We start from the raw sequence: 22,241 nt of genomic DNA on the forward strand, positions 1-22,241 counted from the left end.
TGGGCGCCCAGCCGGCCGCCGCCCTGGCCCGCCGGCGCCTGCACGAGGCCGGCAGCCTGGGCGGCCTGCGCGGCCGTGGCCAGGCCACGCGCGCCGACCCGCTGGGCCTCACCGCGCGCGAACGCCGCCTGCTGCAGGAACTGGCGGGCGGCGACAGCTACCGCGCCATTGCCGCGCGCTGGCACCGCTCCCCGCGCACGGTGGAGAACCACGCCCGCCACCTGCTGGCCAAGCTGGGTCTGCGCTCGCGCACCGAGCTGCCGGCCCTGCTGGCGGCCGACGCAGCGAAGCCAGCCTGACGGGAAGCTGCAAATCTGCCTATTGCGGCCATTGCCGCAAATGCGTTGCCCGTCCCGGGGGGCCTTCCTAGACTGCGCCTCACCCAACGACTCAGGAGGACCCTGCGATGTCCAACGAAGCGAAGTGCCCCTTCCACCACGGCGTGCCCCAGACCACCCAGGCCGGCAGCGCAGGCAATCACCGCTGGTGGCCGAACCAGCTCAACCTGGCCATCCTTCACCAGCACGCCCCCAAGGGCAACCCGATGGGCGAGGACTTCGATTACGCGGCCGAGTTCAAAACCCTGGACCTGGACGCCGTGGTGAAGGACCTGACGGCGCTGATGACCGACTCGCAGGACTGGTGGCCGGCCGATTGGGGCCATTACGGCGGCCTGATGATCCGCATGGCCTGGCACGCCGCCGGCACCTACCGCGTGCACGATGGCCGCGGCGGCGCGGGTACCGGCAACCAGCGCTTCGCGCCGCTGAATTCCTGGCCCGACAACGGCAACCTCGACAAGGCGCGCCGCCTGCTCTGGCCCATCAAGCAGAAGTACGGTCGCAAGCTCTCTTGGGCCGATCTGATGATCCTGGCCGGCAACGTCGCGCTGGAATCGATGGGCTTCAAGACCTTCGGCTTTGCCGGCGGCCGGCGCGACATCTGGGAGCCCGAGCAGGACATCGACTGGGGCCCCGAGAGCACCTGGCTGGGCGAGCAACGCTACAGCGGCGACCGGCAGCTCGCCAACCCGCTCGCGGCGGTGCAGATGGGTCTGATCTACGTGAACCCCGAGGGGCCGAACGGCAACCCCGACCCCGTGGCCTCCGGCCGCGACGTGCGCGAGACCTTTGCCCGCATGGCCATGAACGACGAGGAAACCGTGGCCCTGGTGGCCGGCGGCCACACCTTCGGCAAGGCCCATGGCGCCGGTGACCCCAAGCGGGTGGGCCCCGAGCCCGAGGGCGCCGCCATCGAGCACCAGGGCCTGGGCTGGATCAATGCCTTCGGCACGGGCAAGGGCGTGCACACCACCACCAGCGGGATTGAGGGCGCCTGGAAGCCCAACCCCACGCGCTGGGACAACGGCTACTTCGACATGCTGTTCGGCTATGAGTGGGAGCTCACCAAGAGCCCGGCCGGCGCGCACCAATGGGTGGCCAAGAACTGCAAGCCCGAGCACCTGATCCCCGACGCGCATGACCCGAGCCGGAAGCACCCGCCGATGATGACCACGGCCGACCTCTCGCTGCGCTTCGACCCCGGCTTCGAGAAGGTGGCGCGGCGCTTCCACCAAAGCCCGGCCGAGTTCGCCGACGCGTTTGCGCGCGCCTGGTTCAAGCTCACCCACCGCGACATGGGCCCGCGCGCCCGCTACCTGGGCAAGCTGGTGCCGAAGGAAGAGCAGATCTGGCAGGACCCGATCCCGCCCGTGGACCATGCGCTGGTGGACGCGCAGGACGTGGCCGCGCTGAAGGCCGAGGTGCTCGCTTCGGGCCTGGGCATCGCCCAGTTGGTGCGCACCGCCTGGGCTTCGGCCTCCACCTTCCGCGGCAGCGACAAGCGCGGCGGCGCCAACGGCGCGCGCATCCGCCTGAGCCCGCAGAAGGACTGGGCCGTCAACCAGCCGGCCGAACTGGACAAGGTGCTGGCGGTGCTGGAAGGCGTTCGCAGCCGCTTCAACGCCCAAGCAGGCGGCGGCAAGAAGATTTCGCTGGCCGACCTGATCGTGCTGGCCGGCGGCGCCGCCATCGAGGCCGCAGCCCAGCAGGCGGGCCTGAGCCTCAGCGTGCCCTTCCGCCCCGGCCGCATGGATGCGCGTGCCGGCCAGACCGACGCAGCCTCGTTTGCCGTGCTGGAGCCGCAGGCCGATGGCTTCCGCAACTTCGTCAAGCCCGGGCTGGAGGGGCTGGCGCCCGAGCTGCTGCTGGACAAGGCCCAACTGCTCACCTTGGGCGCGCCGGAGATGACCGTGCTGCTGGGCGGCCTGCGCGCCCTGGGCGTGGGCGCCGAGGCCGGCCACCCGCTGGTGCCGCGCCCCGGCGTGCTGAGCAACGAGTTCTTCGTCCACCTGCTCGACATGGGCACCGCCTGGCAGCCGGTCGGCCCGGGCCTGCTGGAAGGGCGAGATCGCAAGAGCGGCGCCGTCAAGGGCCGGGCCAGCACCGTGGACCTGGTGTTTGGCTCCAACTCGCAGCTGCGCGCGCTTGCCGAGGTCTATGCCAGCGCCGACGCCCAGCAGAAGTTCGCGGACGACTTCGCCAAGGCCTGGACCAAGGTGATGGAACTCGACCGCTTCGACTTGCGGTAAGCCGAGGGCAAGCCGGGCGCCGCACAATCGGCGCCCGTCTGCCCATGAATGCCCGCAACCGCCTGACCCGCTGCAATCTCCGCGACGGCAGCATGCGCCGTGACCTCGCTCTGCCGGATGAGCTGGCCTGGAGCGAGGCGCAGATCGAGCAGTCCTTTCTGGCCACCTGGGCCCAGCGCCCGCCCGGGCCCGTGTGGGTGTTCGGTTACGGCTCGCTGATCTGGAACCCGCTGCTGCACTGCGACGTCCAGCACAACGCCCGGCTGGAAGGCTGGCACCGCAGCTTCTGTCTGCGCTCCGTGGCCGGGCGCGGCCGGCCCGAGAACCCCGGCCGCCTGCTGGCGCTGCGCCCCGGTGGCGCCGTGGATGGCGTGGCGCTGCGTTTGGTGGAAGAGGACATCGAAGCCGAGCTGCGCCTGCTGTGGGCGCGCGAGATGAGCACCGGCTGCTACCGGCCGGCCTGGGTGGACGTGCAACTGCAGGAGGGGCCGACGCTGCCGGCCCTGACCTTCCTGGGCCTGCCCGAGCACCCGCTGTACGAGGTTGACGCCGAGCCCGCCACCGTGGCCGGCCCGATCGCCGTGGCGGCCGGCGCCTTTGGCTCCAACCTTGACTACCTGCACCAGCTGGCGCAGGCCCTGCAGGCGCGCGGCCTGCACGATCCCTATGTGGAGGCCGTGCTGGAGGCCACTACTTCGCCATCACCACATTCCACGGGCTGTCGGCCTGGATGAAGAAGACGGCCTCTTCCTTGCCCTCGACCTTGGCGATGTGCGGGGCCTTCTTGGTCAGCGCAAAGTAGGCACCCGGGCCGAGCTTGTGGTCCTTGCCACCGGTGCTCAGCGTGATGCTGCCCGAGAGGACGGTGACGTAGTGGTCGGCATCGTGGTGGTGCAGCGGCGTCACCAGGCCGACCGGGTACTTCAGGAAGAAGCGGCTGGCGCCCTTGTCCATGTCGCCCGACACCACCGCCGCCTTGATGCCGTTGCCCATGTCCTTCCACTTCAGCTCGGCCGGGGTCTGGACGACCGAATCGGCTGGGGCCAGCAGAGGCAGTGCCATCAGGCCCGCCGCCGCCATCGAACGAAGCCATGCTTGGGTGGAAGCCATCGCGTTCTCCTTGGGTCGGGGTTGAGGGGCCTTCCTCGGCTTGCCGGGCCGCGCCTGGTCAACAGGCGCCAGACCGGCCGGGGCAGGTCAACGCCGATTGTGGGCGTCCGTGCCGGGCAGGGCCAGTGCCGGCGTCAGGGCGCGATCTTGCTGATTTGGACGCTGACGATCTGCCAGATGCCATTCCGCCGCACATACACATCGATGTAGCGGTAATGGCTCTCGAAGGCCTTGCCGGCGTAGCGGCCGCGCATGCGCGTGCGGCCGCTCAGTAGCGCCACCTCGCCGTACAGGCGGATCTCGAAGTCCTCGACCGTGTAGGGCTCGATCTGCAACTGCGGGTCGAGCAGGCCGGCCACAAAGCTGGCCTTGTCCTCCAGGTTGCCGGCGCCGTCGATCTGGCGGAAATCGGCCCCCATGTTCGCCTCGATGGCCGCGCGGTCCTTGGCCACGATGGCCTGGTCCCAGCGATCGGCCTGGGTCCTGAGCAGGGCCAGGGTGGCATCTTCGGCGGCGCTGGCCTGGGCCAGCAGGGGCAGGCCCAGCAGGGCGGTGAGCGCCTGGGCGCGGTTCATGGACATGGTTCGGGTCGACGAAGGGAGGAGGGCGCGCAGTGTGCCGGCAAGTGGACCGACAAGTGGACCGACAAGTGGACCGACAAGTGGGCCAACCGCATGTACAGAAGCGCGCCGATGCGTTAGAACGGAGCCATCCCCTGCCTGACGAGGCCGCTATGGAACATGTCGAACTGTCGATAGGGCACCCGAAGACCGGCTCGCCCTGCGAGTGCACGGTGTGGATCGTCTCCCGCCATGCCACGCAGGCCGGGGCCGAGGTGACCTGGCATGCCAAGGTGCGTGAAGCGGGCCAGGCCGAGCGCGAGCTCAGCTTGCGCCATACCGAGCTGATGAGCGGCGCCATGCTGCTGCCGCCCGAGGTGCTGGCCAAGAGCCTGCTGACTCAGTCCCTCAGCTGACGCAGCCGCGGGCGTCCACGGGCCAGACGGCCTCGACGACGCCGCGTTCCAGCCCGCCGCGCACCGCGACCAGCTGCGCGTGCAGGTTCACGGTCGGGTCGCAATGGCCGGGCACCAGCCAGACCGTCTCGCCCAGCGGCGGCAGGCCGGCACCGCGCAGGATGCAGTGCTCGTCGCCGCCGTTCTGCACGCTCCATTCATGCCGCCAGACGCGCGGCAGGCCGGAGTCGATGGCGTGGCTCTTGTGGCCGGCATCCAGCACCGCATGCTCGGCCCCGCGGCTGATGACCTGGCTCTTGATGAACAGCGCCTGCTCGAAGCGCGGCGCGTCGGCGTCGCGCTCGTTGTCGGCGTAGTCGCGGTCCATGAAGGCATAGCTGCCGCATTGCAGCTCGCCCCACAGGCCGCTGGCGGCTTCGTGCACGAAGCTGCCGGTGCCCGCGCCGGTCACCAGCGGGCAGCTCAGACCCAGGCGCTCCAGGCTGGCCAGCGCGGTGCGCACGGCCGCCGCGGCCTGCTCAATGGCCGCCGTGCGCTCGGCCGGGCTGCGCAGATGCTGGGCCTTGCCCTGGTAGGCCTGCAGGCCGGCAAAGCGCAGCCCGGCGGCACGCAGCGCGGCGGCCAGCGCGCCGGCCTGCTCGGGCGCCACGCCGCAGCGGCCTTGGCCGACGTCGATCTCCACGAACACGTCCACCGTGCTGCCCGCCGCGCGCAGGGCCGCGGCCAGGCGTTGCACGCCCAGCAGCGAATCCACCGCAATCGCCAGCTTCACGCGCCGCGCCAGTGCGGCCACGCGGGCCAGCTTGGCGGGGTCGATGACCTCGTTGCTGATGTACAGGTCATCGATGCCGGCGGCGGCCAGCGCCTCGGCCTCGCTGGTCTTCTGCACACACAGGCCCACGGCACCGGCCTGCAGCTGCAGGCGCGCCACGGCGGCGCTCTTGTGCATCTTGGCGTGGGGGCGCAGGCGCAGCTTGCGTTCGCGTGCGAACGCCGCCAGCGTGGCGATGTTGCGTTCCAGCGCGTCCAGGTCGACGACCAGGGCAGGCGTGTCGAGGGTGGCGACAGGGTCGCCGGCGTGGCAGTGCGGGTGGGTCATGGGGCGTTCAGGGGGCAGGGTCCTTGGCAAAGGCCTGGCAGCCCGCAGGCAGCTGCACCCAGCCATGGCGCCGGCTGTCGTAGATCGAGAAGCGGGGCGGTGGAAAGTCGGGGTCGGCGAAGGTGCCCACCGCCACGCTGACCGAGCCGCTGTCCACCCCCTCCTCGGTGTGGAACAGGTTCGTGCCGCAGGCTGGACAGAAGCGGAAACGAAAGCGCGCACCCTGGTCGCCCTGGCGCACGAACTCGCTGGCCTGGCCCTGCACCTCGTAGGGGCCGGCAAAGGCCGCCAGCGCGGCGAAGACCGAGCCGGTGCGCCGCTGGCAGGCCAGGCAATGGCAGAGCCCGACGACGCGCGGTTCGCCCTGCACGGTGATGCGCAGCTGGCCGCAGCTGCAGTGGGCGGTGCGCTCGCTCATTCGTTCAGCGCGTCCAGCTTCAGCTCATGCATGCGCCCCAGCCAGAGCGCGCTGTCGCGGTGGTCGCGTAGGCCGTCGTCGGTGTTGGGGTGGATGAAGAGGTCCAGGCCGCCATGGTTCAGCACCAGCCAGCTGAGCACGAAGCCGAACTGCGCGGGGTCAATCTCCAGCTCGTAGCTGCCCTGCGGGTGCGGGCCCACCGGGCCTTCGTTGAAGCGGCCGATGCGCACGCGCTCGCCCAGTTCGGTGGCGATGCGCTGGCGCAGCGCCCAGGCGCGTTCGCGGCGCGCGGCGTTGAAGTAGACATGGGCGTGCCAGTCGCGAATCTGCTCGGGGTCGAGGGGGCTCATGGGTCAGGTTCCCGCAGGAGGCGGCAGCAGCGCCTCGATCGCCGCCACATCCACCGCATCCCGCTGCCCGGGCTGCATGAACTGTGCCGCGAACTCGTCCCAGAGCCGGCTGTGCAGGAAGTAGCGGAACAGCTCGGTGTCCAGGTGCTGGTCCTTGCACATGAAGGCCATGATCTTCAGGGTCTCGGTCAGGGTCTTGGGGGCCTTGTAGGGGCGGTCCGCGGCGGTCAGGGCCTCGAAGACGTCGGCCAGGGCCATCACGCGGTCTTCGACCGTCAGCTGCCCGGCGCCGAGCTTGCGCGGGTAGCCCTTGCCGTCGAGCTTCTCGTGGTGGGTGGCGGCCAGCTCGGGCACGCGCTCCAGCTCGGCCGGCCAGGGCAGGCCTTTGAGCATGATGTAGGTCTGCACGATGTGGTCGTTGATCTTGAAGCGGTCTTCGTCCGTGAGCGTGCCGCGGCGCACGCTGAGGTTGTGCAGCTCGCCCTGGTGCTGCTGCTGGGCGGGCAGCTGCATGTCGAAGCCGTAGCGGTTGCGTGGGTCGGCCGCGGCCACGGGCGGGCGCTGCGCGCCCCAGGGCACGATGTGCTCGGGCCGGTCGGCCAGCAGGGGCTCGGTGGCGGGCAGGGTGGGGGGCTCGGGGCGGGCCTCGGCCAGGCGGCGCGCCTCTTCGGCGGAAAGGCCGAGGCGGTCGTCGAAGTGGCGCTGCCAGGTTTGCGCGGCGATGCGGTGCAGGCGCTCGATGGCGGCGTCGGCCATGAACTCGCCGCCGACATTGCAGCTGGCCACGAAGGCGTAGTCCTGCTGCAGCTGGGCGTGGCGTTCGGCCAGCTGCTCGGGGCTGAGCTCGCCGCGCAGCTGGGCGATGGTGGCGTCGCGGTGCAGCAGCTCGAAGCGGGTGCGGATCTCGTGGATGCGGTTGTGGATGAGCTCCAGCTTGGTGGCCTTGTCGACGATGTGCTCGGGGCTGGTGACCTTGCCGCAGTCGTGCAGCCAGGCGCCCAGGCGGAAGGCGTAGCGCTCGGCCTCGCTGAGCTGGTAGCCGGCGTAGGGGCCCTGCGCTTCGGCGCAAAGCCGGTCCACCAGGGCGATGGCGAGCTGGGGCACGCGCTCGCAATGGCCGCCGGTGTAGGGGCTCTTGGCGTCGATGGCGTCGGCCATCAGGCGGATCACGGCGTCGAACAGCTGGCGCTGCGCTTTGATGAGCTGGCGCGTCTCGATGGCCAGGGCCAGCATGCCGCTGAGCTGGCGTGCGAAGTGCAGGAAGGCCGGGTCCTCGTGCTCGTCGTGCGCGGGGAACTCGAGCAGCAGCAGGCCCTGCAGCCGGCCGTCGCGGCCGTGCAGCTCCAGCGGAAGCTGTTCGCGCCCGGCGGGCAGCTCGCGCGGCGGGTGCGGGTGGGCGAACTGCGCAGGCAGGGGGGCGAGCAGGCCGCCGGCCTGGGCGGCGTGCTGCATCTGCTGGGCCTGGTAGTCCCAAAGACAGACCTGGGCGCCATCGCAATGCGTGGCCTGCACCAGCTGTTCCAGCACCTGCTGCAGCATGCGCTCGGTCTCGGGTTCGCTGGCCATCTGCTGGCTCAGGCGCAGAAAGGCCTCGATGGTGCGGCCCATGTGCTCGATGGCCTGGTGCAACTGGTTGACCTCGCGCACCCGCGACTGGCGCATCGGGGTGGTGGCGAAATCGAAGCGCACCAGGCGCTCGGTGCGCTGGCTCAGGCGGTCCAGCCGGCGCGCCAGCGTGGAGCCGGCCCACCAGCCGATCGGCAGCAGCAGCAGGGCCAGGCCGACGGCGATCCAGCGCGCACGGTGGGCACGGGCGCGCGCCGGGGCGACCAACTCCTCCAGCGGTGTCACCGCCATCAGCTGCAGATGGGGCCCGAGGCCGACGTCGAAGGGCACGCGGATGCCGACCCAGGGCTCGGCCGCGGTCTCGTCGGTGTGCGCACGGCCGGGTGCCAGGCGCGCCAGCGCGGGCAGGGCCTGCTGGCCCAGCTCGCCCAAGCCGGCCAGGCTCAGGCGTTCGCCCTCCTGCAGCACCTGGCGGTGCGGCTCGCTGTAGGCCAGCACGCGCTGCTGGGCGTCCACCAGGGCCAGCTGGGTGCCGGGCGTGAGCCGCTGCGTGCCCAGGGTGCGGGCCAGGTCGCTGAGCAGCAGATCGGCCCCCACCACGGCGCCGCCGGCGCGGCTGCGCTGGCTCAGCGTGAGGCCGGGCGAGCGCGTGGTGAAGAACAGATAGGGCGGGCTGATGGCCATGCCCGGCGCCTGCAGCGCCGCCGCCCACCAGGGGCGCGTGCGCGGGTCGAAGCGGTAGTCGGGCAGCTCGCGCGTGCGCAGCATCTGCATCTGCTCATCCAGCTCGTGGTAGCGGCCGAGCGCCCGGCCATCGGCCCCCACCGTCATGCTCTGCAGCAGGTAGCGGGCCTCGGGCAGGGTCTGGAACTGCTGGCGCTCGGCCTCGTTGCGCAGCGGGCGGGCGAGGATGAAGTCGCCGTTGTCATAGCCCACGTAGAGCGCGGCCAGCAGCGCGTTGGCCTCCAGCTCGGCCGTCAGCACATAGCTGCGGCTCAGGCGTTCGGCCAGGCTGTCCGCGCTGCTGATGGGGTCGAAGCCGAGCTGGCGCACCACGCTGCTGCTGGGTTGCAGCAGGCGGCGCGTGCGCTCCTCGATGAGCACGCTGGCGGCCTGCGCGCTGCGCTGGGCTTCCTGCGCAAAGCGGTCGCGCGCCATCCACACATTGATGCCCAGTTGCAGGCTGGCCATCAGGGCCATGCAGGCCACCACCAGCGAGGCCAGCCAGAGGCGCAGGCCCAGGCCGCGGTGCAGGCGCGCCCGCAGGCGCTGCATCAGGGGCGATGGGGAAATGGACATGACGCGTTGAGTCTAGGAGCCGCAGGCGGCTGCACGCCTACTCCGGACGCAGGACCTGCCAGGGCCGGCGCCAGTCCGGCGGGCGGTGGCCGGGCGCCGAGGCCCAGCCGGTGCGGTGCACGGCCCAGCCCTGGCCCTGCGGGCGCAGCAGCCAGAAGTCGGTCTGCCCGGTCACCTCGAGCACGCTGCCGCCTTCGGGCAGTTCCATCGGGTCCAGCAGCAGGCGCACCGCATGGGCTTGGCCGTTGATTTCGATGCGCTCGCCCCGCAGGCACCAGCGTGCCCCTTGGCCGCTGCGGTAGCAGCCGTGCAGCAGGCGCTCGGCGTACGGGGCGGGCAGGGCGCTCTTCGGCCCGGCGACGCGCGTGAAGCGGCTGTGTGCCGGCATGCCCAGGTGCTGCATGTGCAGGCTCACGCGCTCGCCGTCGAAGCGCAGGCAGCCGGGGCCGAACTCATCCTCCAGGCGGCCGGCCTCGTGCCAGCGCAGGCTCAGCAGCACCTCGCCCTGCGGCGTGATCTGCAGCTCGGTGGCGCCGGTCGGGGCCTGCACGGCCAAATCCCAGCGGCGCGTGCGGGCCAGCGTGGCCAGCAGGTCGTCGGCGGCGTAGCGGCCGGCGTGGGCGCGCAGGGCCTCGCGCTCGTGGCTGCACAGGGTGTCGGCCTGGGCTTGAGCCGTGCCGGCCAGCAGAAGAATCAAGAGAACGCGCTGCATGCCGGGCATCTTTCCATGCCGGCAAGGGCCCTGCGGCGATGAAGAAGCGTGGACCGCGCAAGCGCGCGGTCCAATGCCCCCATGAATTCCGCGCGCGCCGCCCGCATCGGCCTGGCCTGCGCCCTGCTGGGCGCGATTGGCTTCTCGGGCAAGGCCATCATCATCAAGCTGGCCTACCGCCATGGCGTGGACGCCGTGACCCTGCTGATGTGGCGCATGCTGCTGGCGCTGCCGCTCTTTCTGGCTCTGGCCTGGTGGGCCGGGCGTGACCGGCCGGCGCTCAACGCGCGCGATTGGCGCGACATCGGCCTGCTCGGCTTCACCGGCTACTACCTGGCCAGTTTTCTGGACTTCGCCGGCCTGCAGTACATCAGCGCCTCGCTGGAGCGGCTCATCCTCTACCTCAACCCCACCCTGGTGCTGCTGATGGGCGTGCTGTTCCTGGGCCAGCGTGCCACGCGCGCGCAGCTGCTGGCACTGGGCCTGAGCTACGCCGGCATCCTGATCGTGTTCGGGCAGGAGCTGCATTTCGAGGGGCGGAGCACCCTCATCGGTGCGGCCCTGGTGCTGGGCAGCGCGCTCAGCTACGCCGTCTACCTGGTGCACAGCGGCCAGGTGCTCCAGCGCCTGGGCGCGCTGCGCCTCACCGGTCTGGCCACCAGCGTGGCCTGCGGGCTGTGCATCCTGCAGTTCCTGCTGCTGCGGCCGCTGGAAGCCGCCTTCGTGCCGGCACCGGTGTTCTGGCTCTCGCTGCTCAACGCCACCGCCTGCACCTTCGCGCCGGTGCTGCTGGTGATGCTGGGCATCGAGCGCATTGGCGCGGCTCGCGCCGCGCAGACCGGCATGGTGGGGCCCATGAGCACCCTGCTGATGGGTGTGGTGTTGCTGGGCGAGCCCCTGACGCCGACCGTGCTGATTGGCACGGCCCTGGTGTTGGCCGGGGTGGCCGTGCTGGCGCGGCGTCGTTAGTCTTCGGGCATGCCCCGTGCTCTTGCCCTGAATACCGCCAAGGTCGCTCTGCTGCCCCTGCTGCTCTGGCAGGCCGTGCAGGTGCGGCGCCGTGCGCTTGACCTGCCCGAGGCCGCCGGCCCGTGCCGCGCCAAGGTGCGCCCGCCGCGGGCGCGCGAGGCCACGCCGCTGCGCGTGCTGCTGGTGGGCGATTCCTCCGCCGCCGGCGTGGGCGTGCGCGAGCAGTCGGAGGCGCTGGCCGGCCAGTTCGCCACCGCCCTGGCCGAGGAGCTGGGCCGGCCGGTGCACTGGCAGCTGCTGGCCCGCACCGGCCACACCAGCGGCGAGGCCCTGCAGCATGTGCGCGACACCCTGCTGGCACCGGCCGATGTGCTGGTGACGGCGCTGGGCGTGAACGATGTGGTGCGCCAGGTGCCGCCCGAGCGCACGCTGCAGCAGCTGCAGGACCTGCACGCCGAGGCCGTGGCACGGGCCGGCGTGCGCTACTGGGTGCACAACGCCGCACCGCCGATGCAGGAATTCCCCCTGCTGCCCAGCCCCTTGCGCTGGGTGTTGGGCACGCAGGCCGAGCTGCTGAACCAGCATCTGGCCCAGACCCTGGGCGACCAGCTGGACCGCGGCCTGATGCGCACCCCCGCCCGACTGGCCGGCGCCGCCGCCGCCGAGCTGATGGCCGAGGACGGCTTCCACCCCGGTGCCGCCGGCTATGCGCTCTGGGGCCGCCAGCTGGCCGAGCATGTGGCGCGGCGCTGGCGGCGCATCGAACGGGTCGCGGTCGGAACGGAATAGTCCTACTTTGCTTGCAGCCGATTCGTACTGCCGCTCAGCGCGGCCGCAAGGGCTGGAACACGAGCTTGGGTTCCTCACTAAGTCCGATCAAGATGCGACCGTCCGGGGTCGCTACAAGCTGGCGGTCCAGCATGCTTCTGCCATAGGAGCCAATCCGGAAACTCTCCTCCAGCACGCCATCTGCGCTGTGGACCCACACATCCGTTGACTCGTACGTGGAAGAGGCGCCGCACACCCAGCGGCCATCGGACAACAGCTCGGCATTGTTCGGATAGTGGCTTCCGCCGGGGAGCATGCCAAGCAGGTCCAACTTGGCATCGCCACGAGGGCACGCATAGGGCGCGCCGCTGGCTGTCACCGTGGTCTCGCCATCCAGCGATACCGCGACATCCTTGCCATTGCCGGCGCCGCCCAAGCTCCAGTTCTCCGCCAGCTTTTTGGCGGCCAGAACGCCGCCGTTGACGACGGAGTAGTCCAACTTGAATCTGTAGGTGCTGGAGGGGCTTATTCCTTGGACATGTTTGACCAGAATGCGGCCGTCACCGCTGGAGGCTAGCGAACCCGAGTAGGAATCGAGCGCCAGAGCCGGCAGCAACTGGCCCTCGCGCAGTGCCTGTCCATCGGCCAGCAATAGCAGGCTGACTCCGTCGACCTTCACAGCCAAAGGCACGGTCCCGCCGTGAACAGCGGCGCCCAGATTCCAAGGCGTGAGCGCGGCGTTGGCCTCCAGATCAACCACTGCCACACGTCGGCTGCCGGTGTCCAGCACAAACAGGCGGCCGCCATCGGGTTCGACCGTCATGCCCGCCAAGGAGCTACCCAGGTTGGTGAAGCTGCGCAGCTTCAAGCCCGTGAAGGCATGAAACACATCCACCGTGGAACCGCCCGAATGCAGATAGACATGCGGTCGGATCGGATCGGACTGAACATGGGTGTAGCGGTCCGGGAGGCGTCGCGGCTCAGAGAGCCCGACGGCATCCTTCCACAGCCCCACGCGTAGGCGCACCGGTTCGACACCGGGCACGGTAGTCGTGAGCGTTACCGTCGCATAGCTTAGGGACGACTGGGGCAGAGAGTCGGGAATGGCGCGCAGCGTCAGTACGCTGTTGCTTCCGGTGCTACCGCTGCCGCTGGCCTGCAGCCAGGGCGCGCTGCTGGATGCTTTCCAGCTCAGGTCGCCACCCTGGCTGTCGCGCACGGTTAGCGTACGCGTCAGAACTTGACCATTTGGAGTGCTGGAGAACCCAATGCCCCAGGCGGATGGCAAGAGGCGACGGCGGTCGACCTGGGCCGTCAGATCGACCGACGTACTGATGAGGTCGCCGGCCACACGCGCTTCGAGCTTCAGCACTCCCTTGGTGCTGCCGGCCTGCAGCAGATCTCGCTTCAGGCTCAGTGTGATGGCTGTGGACTCGGCGCTGATCAGTCCGCCCAAGCTGCTGACCTGCAGCCAGCCCGGCGCCTCTTTGACCTGCCAGGGCCAGGCCTTCGAGCCGGTGTTGAGGGAGAGGCTCAGAGTCTGGCTGTCCTGGAGCTTGCGCCCGTCGACGCCACCCAACACGATGTTCGTGCTGGATGGCTTCAGTGTGGCAGCCGCCACATTGAGCTTGACCGGAACCGTCAGGGGCTGAAGCAACCCCTGGGCGGTAATGCTGATGCTGCCGGTGTACACGCCGGCAATGACATTGCTCAGATCCGCTACGAGGGTCAGGGGACCTGGAGTCTGTCCGGTGCTGCTCAGCAGCTTGATCCAGCCCGCACTCGCACTGGCCATCCAGGCGATCTGGGAGGAGCCCAGCGCGGTCAGGCTCAGCGTCGTTGACGCCAGCGAGGATCCATTCACTCCGGACCACTCCACCTGAGGCGAGCTGCTGAACAAGCGGTTCGATACCACTTCGACGGCATAGAGGTGTGTCGACAACTGGCCATCGCTGCCTTTGACCGTGATGCGAGCGGAGTGAGTACCAGCAGGCAGGCTGCGGGCATCCAGGGTCACGCGCGCCTTGCCATTGCCCGTACCGGTAGCGCCTTCAAGCTTCAGCCAGGGCGCATCGCTGCTCACCGTCCAGGATGTGGTTGCATCGACCCAAAGGTCATAGCTGGGCGTGCTGAGTTCGCCGGAATAGAACTGCTGGCGTTCAGGCATAGGAGACCCGGAATGCAAGCGCCCTTGTGCCACCTTGATGTCGAAGCCCAACTGCAGCGGCGAACCCGGATACTCGGCCGCGCAGGCCGCGTCCTTGCACAGCCGCACCTGCCACTGGCCCTGGTATTGACCAGGGGCCAGGTCGCGCTTGATTCGCAGTGCGGCCTCATAGTTGCTGGCGTCCACGGGGCGAGGACCGTCCACTCCTTCCAGGATGCCCTGGGGATCGACAACGAGCACAAACAGGGGTCCTGAGCCGAACGCGCTGGGGTCGTTCACATGGGCGCCGACACGCAGGCTTCCGCCGACTCGGTACTCCAGCGAAGCTGAGACCTGTGAGGTGCTCAAGCTGAGCGCGGCTTGCGGCGGCTTGTTGCTTCCCCCACCGGCTGCTCCACCCCCACACGCTGTAAGGAACACGGCAAGCAAAACGAGCAGCGCGGCGCTGCGCCGATGAATGCGACTGAGCACTGAATCTCCCTGTCAAGTCTTATTGCCCCAGGCATCGTCCGGGGGGGCGCATTCTAGAAATGACGGCCCGCTCAGTTTGGCGCAGAGAGGCATCCGGCGCGGAGTACTCCGACCGCTCAAGCAAAGATGGCTAGCGCTTGGCTCCCTTGGCCCCCAGGGAGCTTAGATCACGTTGCGTTCGAGATAGCGCTCACCCCGGCGCAAGCGCTCGGGGCTTAGCGGGCTCAGGTCCAGGGTCTGATAGGCCCCGGTGGCCAGCCATTCCGCCAGCCCACGCCCCACCCCGGGTGCGTGCTGCAGGCCATGGCCGGAAAAGCCGCAGGCCAGCAGCAGGTTGGGGCAGTCGCGGAACGCCCCCACCAGGCCGTTGTGGTCGAAGTCGTTCATCTCGTAGTAGCCGGCCCAGGCACCGCCGGGGCGCAGGCTCTCGAAGCCGGGTACGCGCGCGGCCAGGGCGGGCCACAGGCGTTCCTCGAACAGATCGGGCTCGGGGTCGAGCGGCCGGCCCGGCGTGTCGTCCAGGGGCGTGCCACCGCAAATGAACTGGCCCGGCTCGCCCTCGGGGCGGAACCACAGGCCGCTGGGGTCGATGAGCAGCGGCGCCAGCGGCGCGGTCTCGGGGCTGTGGAAGGCGTAGACGCTGCGGCGCCGCGCCGTCACCGGCAGAGCCAGCCCGGCCGTGGCGGCCAGCGGGGCCGACCAGGCGCCGCAGGCCAGCACAAAGCGCTCGGCCTCCAGCCGCCCCAAACTGCTGTGCACGGCGGCCAGGCTGTCGTCGGCATGGCGTTCCAGCTGCTGGGCCTCGCCGCGCAGGAACTCGACCCCGGCGGCGCGGGCGCGCTCGCGCAGGCTCATCAGGAGGCCCCAGCCGTCGAACCAGCCTTCGCCCTGCTCACCCCAGGCGCCCAGCTCGATGTCGTCGAGGTTCAGCCAGGGCCAGCGGGCCCGCAGCGCGGCGCGGTCCATCAGCCGCGTTGCCGCACCCAGGCGCTGCTGCTCGGCCTGCAGTGCCGCCAGCGCGGGCGCCTGCGCCGGCCCGGCCAGGTAAAGGTAGCCGCGCTCCACCAGCGCGGCCGCCGGCCCGGCGGCGCGCAGCACCTGCAGGCCGAACTGCGAGAGCGCGATGTTCAGCGGCGTGCTGAACTGCTGGCGGATGGACGCGGCCGATAGCGCCGAGGAGGCCTGCGCGTAGCTGGGGTCGCGCTCCAGCACCTGGATGCGGCCGCGCCAGTCCGGCCGCTCGGCCAGGTAGGCGGCCACGGCGCAGCCGAGTGCACCGCCGCCCAGGATCAGCAGGCTCATGCGCTCAAGCGCTCAGGCGTGGTTGAACACGCGCGGCTTGCCACGCTCGTCGATGGCGACGAAGGTCAGCTCGGCGTCGGTGACCTTCACCACTTCCGGGTTCTCGGGGTTGCGCTCGGCGAACACCTCGACCTGCAGGGTGATGGACGTGCGGCCGACGCGCAGCACGCGCGAATAGAAGCTCAGCAGATCGCCCACGCTGACGGGCTGCTTGAAGATGAATTCCTTCACCGCCACGGTGGTGACGCGACCGCGCGTGAGCCGCGTGGGCAGCACCGAGGCGGCCAAGTCGACCTGCGCCATGATCCAGCCGCCAAAGATGTCGCCATTGGCGTTGGCATCGGCGGGCATGGGGATGACGCGCAACACCAGCTCGCGTTCGCTGGGCAGGTGAGCGGGGTCGATGACGGGGCGGACCGGTTCGTTCATGGCGGGCAAGACCCTGGTGGAAACCCGGGGATTGTGCGGGCAGTCCGAGAATGCCGCCTCTCTCATGCGCAGAACCGTCCTTACCGAGCCCCCGCCGCAGCGGCGCGACCGCCAGACCCTGGCCAAGCTGCTGCCCTACTTCTGGCAGTACCGCTGGCGCGTGGCGCTGGCGCTGGCCTTCATGGTGGGCGCCAAGCTGGCCAATGTGGGCGTGCCCCTGCTGCTCAAGCGCCTGGTGGACGGGCTCAACGGCGCCGCAGCCAACCCGGCCTTCGTCATCCCGCTCGGCCTGCTGCTGGCCTACGGCGGATTGAGGTTGTGCACCTCGCTGTTCACCGAGCTGCGTGAGCTGATCTTCGCCAAGGCCACCGAGGGCGCGGCGCGCCAGGTCTCGCTGCAGGTGTTCCGGCACCTGCACGATCTGAGCTTGCGCTTCCACCTGGAGCGCCAGACCGGCGGCATGACGCGCGACATCGAGCGCGGCACGCGCGCCGTGCATGCGCTCATCAGCTACTCGCTCTACAGCATCCTGCCCACGCTCATCGAAGTGGCGCTGGTGCTGACCCTGCTGGCCACGCAGTTCGACGCCGCGTTTGCGCTCATCACCGGCGTGGCCTTGGTGCTGTACATCGGCTTCACCATCACGGTCACCGAATGGCGCACCCAGTTCCGCCGCCAGCTCAACGAGCTCGATTCGGCCGCACACACCCAGGCCATCGACTCGCTCTTGAACTACGAGACGGTGAAGTATTTCGGTCAGGAAGACTTTGAGGCGCGCCGCTACGACCGCGCCCTCGAAACCCTGCGCCGTGCCCAGCTGAAGAGCCAGACCACGCTCTCGCTGCTCAACACCGGCCAGCAATTCATCATCGGCGTGGCTCTGGTGCTGATGCTCTGGCGCGCCACCGAGGGCGTGGTGGCCGGGCGCCTGAGCCTGGGTGATCTGGTGATGATCAACGCCTTCATGATCCAGCTCTACATCCCGCTTAACTTCCTGGGCGTGCTGTACCGCGAGATCAAGCAGAGCCTGACCGATCTGGACAAGATGTTCGGCCTGCTGGAAAAGCCGCGCGAAGTGGCCGACGCGCCCGAGGCGCGCGACCTGCGGGTGCAGGGCGGCGCCGTGCGCTTCGAGGATGTGCACTTCGCGTACGACCCGGCGCGGCCCGTGCTCAAGGGCGTGAGCTTCGAGATCCCGGCCGGCAAGAAGCTCGCCGTGGTGGGGCCCAGTGGGTCGGGCAAGAGCACGCTGGCGCGCTTGCTGTTCCGCTTCTACGACGTGCAGGGCGGGCGCGTGCTGATCGACGGCCAAGACATCCGTGCGGTGAGCCAGCATTCGCTGCGCGCCGCGCTGGGCATCGTGCCGCAGGATTCCGTGCTCTTCAACGACACCCTGGCCTACAACATCGGCTACGCAAAAGAGGGCGCCGGCGAGGCCGAGATCGAGGCTGCCGCTCGCGCCGCACGCCTGCACGAGTTCGTGGCCAGCACGCCGCTGGGCTACCAGACCCGCGTGGGCGAGCGCGGCCTCAAGCTGAGTGGTGGCGAGAAGCAGCGCGTGGCGATTGCGCGCACGCTCTTGAAGGACCCACCCATCCTCATCTTCGACGAGGCCACCTCGGCGCTCGATTCGCACAACGAGCGCGCCATCCAGGCGCAGCTCGACGCCGTGGGCCGCAACAAGACCGTGCTGGTGATCGCGCACCGGCTTTCCACCATCGTCGACGCCGACGAGATCCTGGTGCTGGAGGCCGGCCGGGTGGTGGAGCGCGGCCGCCACGCCGACTTGCTGGCGCGTGGCGGGGCGTACGCTCGCATGTGGCAGATCCAGGCAAATTCCCATAAAGACCATGGAAACCAAATGGCTTGAAGACTTCGTCAGCCTGGCCGAGACGCGCAGCTTCTCGCGCTCGGCTCAAGGGCGGCATGTCACCCAGCCGGCGTTCTCGCGCCGCATCCAGGCGCTCGAAGCCTGGGCCGGCATGGACCTGGTGGACCGCAGCTCCTACCCCACGCGCCTGACCCCCGCGGGCGAGACCCTGCTGGGCCAGGCGCAGGAAATCCTGGCGCAGCTGCAGGCCACCCGCAACATGCTGCGCAGCCACCAGAGCGGCGGGCAGGACATGGTCGAGTTCGCGGTGCCGCACTCGCTCGCCTTCAGCTTCTTCCCGCACTGGCTGATGGAGCTGCGCAAGCAGCTCGCGCCCTTCAAGAGCCGGCTCAATGCGCTGAACGTGCACGACGCCGTGCTGCAACTCAGCGAAGGCCATTGCGACCTGCTGCTGGCCTACTACCACCCCAGCCAGCCCCTGCAGCTCGACCCCGAGCGCTTCGAGATGCTGAGCGTCGGGAATGACACCCTGGCCGCCTTCGCCCGGCCCGACCCCGAGGGCCAGGCGATGTTCCGCCTGCCCGGGCACAAGGGCCAGAAGATCCCTTTCCTGGCCTATGCGGAAGGGGCGTATCTGGGCCGCCTGGTGGAGATCATCGTCAAGGATGCCGGCATGCCCCTGCACCTGGACCCCTGCTACGAAACCGACATGGCCGAAGGCCTGAAGGCCATGGCCATCGAGGGCCATGGCCTGGCCTTCCTGCCCGCCAGCTCGGTCAAGCGCGAGCTGCGCGCGCGCCGCCTGGTGCCGGCCGCGCCGCCGGGCGAGTTCGAACTGCAGATCGCGCTGCGTCTCTATCGCGAGAAGCCAGAGTTGCGCAAGCGCGTCAAACCGGCCGCCAGCGCGCTGTGGGAGAGCCTCACCACACGGTCCTCAGCCTGAAAAATGCGGTTTCCCGCCCGCTGAAAAACCCTCGGTGCGTTTCGGCGCGGGGAGGCTGGCGCTATCGTTGCGGGATTCCACCGAACCCCTCAATGCAGGAGACGACATGAAGACTTGGTTCCGACTTGGCGCCGTGGCGCTGGCCCTGACCGCGGTTTCCCTGGCCCAGGCCGACACGCTCAAGAAGATCAAGGACAGCGGTTCCGTGACCATGGGGGTGCGCGAATCCTCCGGCGCCCTGTCCTTCACCCTGGGGGATGGCAAGTACACCGGCTTTCATGTCGAGATCTGCGACCTGGTGCTGAAGGACATCCGCAAGCAGCTGGCCATGGACAGCATCGCCGTCAAGTACCAGCCCGTCACCTCGCAGAACCGCATCCCGCTGGTGCAGAACGGCAACGTCGACATCGAGTGCGGCTCCACCACCAACAACCAGACGCGCCAGAAGGACGTCGCCTTCGCCGTCACCACGTATGTGGAAGAGGTGCGCATCGCCGTCAAGGCCAACTCCGGCATCACCGGCATCGGCCAGCTGAACGGCAAGACGGTGGCCACCACCACCGGCACCACCAGCGTGCAGACCCTGCGCAAGCACGAGCGCGCCACCGGCGTGGACTTCAAGGAAATCTTCGGCAAGGACCACGCCGACAGCTTCCTGCTGCTGGAGAGCGGCCGTGCCGACGCCTTCGTGATGGACGGCTCCATCCTGGCCGGCAACATCGCCAAGGCCAAGAACCCGAACGACTTCAAGATCGTCGGCGAGGTGCTGTCGGTTGAACCGATCGCCATCATGATGCGCAAGGACGACCCCGCCTTCAAGAAGGCCGTGGACGACTCCATCAAGGCCATGATGAAGAGCGGCCAGATCGCCAAGCTCTACGACAAGTGGTTCATGCAGCCCATCCCGCCGGCCAACACCCGCATCGGCCTGCCGGCCAGTGAGGCCACCAAGGCGGCTTGGGCCAACCCGAACGACAACCCCATGGAAGCCTACGCAAAGAAGTGATCGGTTTGCGGCGATGAATCAGGCGGGCGCTCCCGGGCGCCCGTCGCTTTTTGGAGAGAGCCATGGCGTTTGAGTGGCGCGAGTTGTGGTGCAAGGACACGGTGGATGGCACCGTGGGCGCCTGTTTTGGCCAGGCCGGGGCGCAGACCTATCTGGACTGGCTGTTCTCGGCCTGGGGCTGGACGCTGGCGGTCAGCGCGATCGGTCTGGTGATCGCCCTGGTGCTGGGCAGCGTGATGGGCGTGCTGCGCACCACGCCGAACAAGGGCCTGGTGTTCGCCGGCAATGCCTGGACCGAGCTGTTCCGCAACATCCCGCTGATCGTCCAGCTCTTCCTCTGGTACTTCGTGCTGCCGGAGTTCCTGCCCTTCCTGAAGCGCATGCCGAGCTGGATGGTGGCGGCCATCGGTCTGGGCTTCTTCACCTCGGCGCGCATTTCGGAGCAGGTGCGCGCCGGCATCCAGAGCATTCCGAAGGGCCAGACCTACGCCGGCTTGGCGATGGGCTTCACGCGCCTGCAGACCTACCGTTTCGTGCTGCTGCCGGTGGCCTTCCGCGTCGTCATCCCGCCGCTGACCAGCGAGGCCATGAGCATCGTCAAGAACAGCTCGGTGGCCTTCGCGCTCTCGGTGCTGGAGCTGACGCAGTTCGCGCGCCAGGTGGGTGAGGAAACCTCCCGACCCACCGAGGTCTACGCCATGGTCACGCTGCTGTACTTCGTCAGCGCGTTCAGCGTCTACCTGGTGGCCAGCCTGATCGAGCGTTGGGTCAAGGTGCCGGGCGTGGCGGGAGCGGCGCGATGAATCTCGACTTCAGTTTTCTGACGGGCGAGTTCCTGCAGGGCTTCGTCCTCAAGGGCCTGATCTTCTCGGTCACGCTCACGCTGGTGGCGATGGTGGGCGGCATTCTGCTGGGCACCGTGCTGGCGCTGATGCGGCTGTCGGGCAAGGCCTGGCTGGCCACGCCGGCCGCGGCGTACGTGAACCTGATGCGCTCCATCCCGCTGGTGATGGTGATCCTGTGGTTCTTCCTGCTCGTGCCCTTCCTCACCGGTCCGATCAGCGCCGAGGCCTCGGCCTACATCACCTTCACCCTGTTCGAGGCGGCCTACTACGCCGAGATCATGCGCGCCGGCATCCAGAGCGTGCCCAAGGGCCAGCAGCACGCCGGTTTTGCGCTGGGCATGAGCTATGGCCAGACCATGAGCCTGGTGGTGCTTCCGCAGGCCTTCCGCAACATGCTGCCGGTGCTGCTGACGCAGACCATCATCCTGTTCCAGGACACCTCGCTGGTCTACGCCATCGGCGCCTATGACCTGCTGAAGGGCTTCGAGGTGGCGGGCCGCAACTTCAACCGCCCGGTCGAGGCCTATTTGCTGGCCGCCGGCATCTATTTCGTCATCTGTTTCAGCCTCTCCATGCTGGTCAAGAAGCTGCAGGCCCGCATTCAAATCATTCGGTGAGCACCATGATTGACATCAAAAACGTCTCCAAGTGGTACGGCAGCTTCCAGGTGCTGACCGATTGCACGACCCGCATCCAGAAGGGTGAGGTGGTGGTGGTCTGCGGGCCCTCGGGCTCGGGCAAGAGCACGCTGATCAAGACTGTCAATGCGCTCGAACCGATCCAGAAGGGCGACATCGTCATCGATGGCCAGTCCGTCACCGCCGCCGGCACCAATCTGCCCAAGCTGCGCGCGCGCGTCGGCATGGTGTTCCAGCACTTCGAGCTGTTCCCGCACCTCAGCGTGACCGAGAACCTGACCCTGGCGCAGATCAAGGTGCTGGGGCGCAGCAAGGACGACGCCCTGACGCGCGGCCTGAAGATGCTCGACCGCGTGGGCCTCTCGGCCCACAAGGACAAGTTCCCCGGCCAGCTCAGCGGCGGCCAGCAGCAGCGCGTGGCGATTGCGCGCGCGCTGTCGATGGACCCGATCGTGATGCTGTTCGATGAGCCCACCAGCGCGCTCGATCCCGAGATGGTGGGCGAGGTGCTCGACGTGATGGTGCAGCTGGCCAACGAGGGCATGACCATGATGTGCGTGACGCACGAGATGGGCTTTGCCAAGAAGGTCAGCCACCGCGTGATCTTCATGGACGCCGGCAAGATCGTCGAGGACTGCAGCAAGGACGACTTCTTCGGCAAGCCCGACGAGCGCAGCCCGCGCGCCAAGGACTTCCTCTCCAAGATCCTGCAGCACTGAGATCGGAGCGAGCAGGGCCCCGAGGGCCCTGCG

General features: G+C 69.1%; 22 protein-coding genes. 12 read left to right on the forward strand and 10 right to left on the reverse strand.

The window, feature by feature from the left end; genetic code table 11:
* The 3 genes from I7X39_RS18510 to I7X39_RS18520 form a co-directional block, all read left to right on the forward strand.
* The coding region (locus tag I7X39_RS18510) for a helix-turn-helix domain-containing protein (protein ID WP_198112659.1) at nt 1-299 on the forward strand (299 nt) is incomplete at its 5' end.
* Between the two features lie 107 nt (nt 300-406).
* Entirely contained in the window at nt 407-2,590 is a 2,184-nt protein-coding gene (gene katG / locus I7X39_RS18515) for a catalase/peroxidase HPI (RefSeq protein ID WP_198112660.1), read from the forward strand.
* A gap of 44 nt (nt 2,591-2,634) precedes the next feature.
* Nucleotides 2,635-3,324 (forward strand): gamma-glutamylcyclotransferase, encoded by a 690-nt coding sequence (locus I7X39_RS18520; protein ID WP_198112661.1) that lies wholly within the window; start codon nt 2,635-2,637, stop codon nt 3,322-3,324.
* Here the strand turns inward: I7X39_RS18520 and I7X39_RS18525 are convergent.
* Together I7X39_RS18525 and I7X39_RS18530 are read right to left on the reverse strand one after the other, a co-directional pair.
* On the reverse strand, nt 3,281-3,700 hold the full coding sequence (locus I7X39_RS18525) for a cupin domain-containing protein (protein WP_198112662.1): 420 nt from the start codon (nt 3,698-3,700) through the stop codon (nt 3,281-3,283). The two genes, I7X39_RS18520 and I7X39_RS18525, sit on opposite strands and share 44 nt — an antisense overlap.
* Before the next feature lie 134 nt (nt 3,701-3,834).
* The gene (locus tag I7X39_RS18530; RefSeq protein WP_198112663.1) at nt 3,835-4,281 is read right to left on the reverse strand and encodes a nuclear transport factor 2 family protein; all 447 of its coding nucleotides are present in this window, start codon (nt 4,279-4,281) and stop codon (nt 3,835-3,837) included.
* 152 nt (nt 4,282-4,433) lie between these two features.
* Between I7X39_RS18530 and I7X39_RS18535 the strand changes: the two genes are divergently transcribed.
* Nucleotides 4,434-4,676, forward strand: coding sequence for a hypothetical protein (locus I7X39_RS18535; protein ID WP_198112664.1), 243 nt, complete (start codon nt 4,434-4,436; stop codon nt 4,674-4,676).
* Here the strand turns inward: I7X39_RS18535 and I7X39_RS18540 are convergent.
* The 5 genes from I7X39_RS18540 to I7X39_RS18560 are packed head-to-tail and all read right to left on the reverse strand — an operon-like array spanning nt 4,669 to nt 10,120.
* The gene (locus I7X39_RS18540; protein ID WP_198112665.1) at nt 4,669-5,775 is read right to left on the reverse strand and encodes a DSD1 family PLP-dependent enzyme; all 1,107 of its coding nucleotides are present in this window, start codon (nt 5,773-5,775) and stop codon (nt 4,669-4,671) included. The genes I7X39_RS18535 and I7X39_RS18540 overlap by 8 nt on opposite strands.
* A gap of 7 nt (nt 5,776-5,782) precedes the next feature.
* Nucleotides 5,783-6,193, reverse strand: a complete 411-nt coding sequence (locus tag I7X39_RS18545; RefSeq protein WP_198112666.1) for a GFA family protein — start codon at nt 6,191-6,193, stop codon at nt 5,783-5,785.
* Nucleotides 6,190-6,543, reverse strand: a complete 354-nt coding sequence (locus I7X39_RS18550; protein WP_198112667.1) for a DOPA 4,5-dioxygenase family protein — start codon at nt 6,541-6,543, stop codon at nt 6,190-6,192. Before I7X39_RS18550 ends, I7X39_RS18545 begins: the two co-directional genes overlap by 4 nt.
* Before the next feature lie 3 nt (nt 6,544-6,546).
* Nucleotides 6,547-9,408 carry an HD domain-containing phosphohydrolase gene (locus I7X39_RS18555; RefSeq protein WP_232352055.1) on the reverse strand — a complete coding sequence of 954 codons (2,862 nt, stop codon included), beginning with the start codon at nt 9,406-9,408 and terminating at the stop codon, nt 6,547-6,549.
* A gap of 37 nt (nt 9,409-9,445) precedes the next feature.
* The gene (locus tag I7X39_RS18560) at nt 9,446-10,120 is read right to left on the reverse strand and encodes a hypothetical protein (RefSeq protein WP_198112668.1); all 675 of its coding nucleotides are present in this window, start codon (nt 10,118-10,120) and stop codon (nt 9,446-9,448) included.
* A gap of 81 nt (nt 10,121-10,201) precedes the next feature.
* Here I7X39_RS18560 and I7X39_RS18565 point away from each other — a divergent pair, with 81 nt between their 5' ends.
* Together I7X39_RS18565 and I7X39_RS18570 are read left to right on the forward strand one after the other, a co-directional pair.
* On the forward strand, nt 10,202-11,089 hold the full coding sequence (locus I7X39_RS18565; RefSeq protein WP_198112669.1) for a DMT family transporter: 888 nt from the start codon (nt 10,202-10,204) through the stop codon (nt 11,087-11,089).
* 9 nt (nt 11,090-11,098) lie between these two features.
* A complete protein-coding gene (locus I7X39_RS18570; protein WP_198112670.1) occupies nt 11,099-11,878 on the forward strand; it encodes an SGNH/GDSL hydrolase family protein in 780 nt (259 codons plus the stop codon).
* A 34-nt stretch (nt 11,879-11,912) separates the two neighbouring features.
* Here I7X39_RS18570 and I7X39_RS18575 read toward each other — a convergent pair whose 3' ends face one another.
* The 3 genes from I7X39_RS18575 to I7X39_RS18585 form a co-directional block, all read right to left on the reverse strand.
* Nucleotides 11,913-14,495 (reverse strand): BACON domain-containing protein, encoded by a 2,583-nt coding sequence (locus I7X39_RS18575; protein WP_198112671.1) that lies wholly within the window; start codon nt 14,493-14,495, stop codon nt 11,913-11,915.
* 162 nt (nt 14,496-14,657) lie between these two features.
* Nucleotides 14,658-15,797: an NAD(P)/FAD-dependent oxidoreductase gene (locus I7X39_RS18580; RefSeq protein WP_198112672.1), complete on the reverse strand. Its 1,140-nt coding sequence runs from the start codon at nt 15,795-15,797 to the stop codon at nt 14,658-14,660.
* A gap of 12 nt (nt 15,798-15,809) precedes the next feature.
* The gene (locus tag I7X39_RS18585) at nt 15,810-16,226 is read right to left on the reverse strand and encodes an acyl-CoA thioesterase (protein ID WP_198112673.1); all 417 of its coding nucleotides are present in this window, start codon (nt 16,224-16,226) and stop codon (nt 15,810-15,812) included.
* Nucleotides 16,227-16,290: 64 nt separating this feature from the next.
* On the opposite strand from I7X39_RS18585, the gene I7X39_RS18590 reads away from it, so the two are divergent.
* The 6 genes from I7X39_RS18590 to I7X39_RS18615 all read left to right on the forward strand — a co-directional run bounded on the left by I7X39_RS18590 (nt 16,291) and on the right by I7X39_RS18615 (nt 22,208).
* On the forward strand, nt 16,291-18,096 hold the full coding sequence (locus I7X39_RS18590; protein WP_198112674.1) for an ABCB family ABC transporter ATP-binding protein/permease: 1,806 nt from the start codon (nt 16,291-16,293) through the stop codon (nt 18,094-18,096).
* Nucleotides 18,077-19,000 carry a LysR substrate-binding domain-containing protein gene (locus tag I7X39_RS18595; RefSeq protein ID WP_198112675.1) on the forward strand — a complete coding sequence of 308 codons (924 nt, stop codon included), beginning with the start codon at nt 18,077-18,079 and terminating at the stop codon, nt 18,998-19,000. The genes I7X39_RS18590 and I7X39_RS18595 overlap by 20 nt, the downstream gene beginning before the upstream one ends.
* Nucleotides 19,001-19,106: 106 nt before the next feature.
* Nucleotides 19,107-20,006 (forward strand): amino acid ABC transporter substrate-binding protein, encoded by a 900-nt coding sequence (locus I7X39_RS18600; RefSeq protein WP_198112676.1) that lies wholly within the window; start codon nt 19,107-19,109, stop codon nt 20,004-20,006.
* Between the two features lie 62 nt (nt 20,007-20,068).
* On the forward strand, nt 20,069-20,809 hold the full coding sequence (locus I7X39_RS18605; protein WP_198112677.1) for an amino acid ABC transporter permease: 741 nt from the start codon (nt 20,069-20,071) through the stop codon (nt 20,807-20,809).
* Nucleotides 20,806-21,468, forward strand: a complete 663-nt coding sequence (locus I7X39_RS18610; protein WP_198112678.1) for an amino acid ABC transporter permease — start codon at nt 20,806-20,808, stop codon at nt 21,466-21,468. Before I7X39_RS18605 ends, I7X39_RS18610 begins: the two co-directional genes overlap by 4 nt.
* A 5-nt stretch (nt 21,469-21,473) precedes the next feature.
* Nucleotides 21,474-22,208, forward strand: a complete 735-nt coding sequence (locus I7X39_RS18615) for an amino acid ABC transporter ATP-binding protein (RefSeq protein WP_198112679.1) — start codon at nt 21,474-21,476, stop codon at nt 22,206-22,208.
* Nucleotides 22,209-22,241 lie beyond the last annotated feature (33 nt).

The sequence above is a fragment of the Inhella proteolytica genome (assembly GCF_016093275.1).
In the GTDB taxonomy this organism is placed as follows: domain Bacteria; phylum Pseudomonadota; class Gammaproteobacteria; order Burkholderiales; family Burkholderiaceae_C; genus Inhella; species Inhella proteolytica.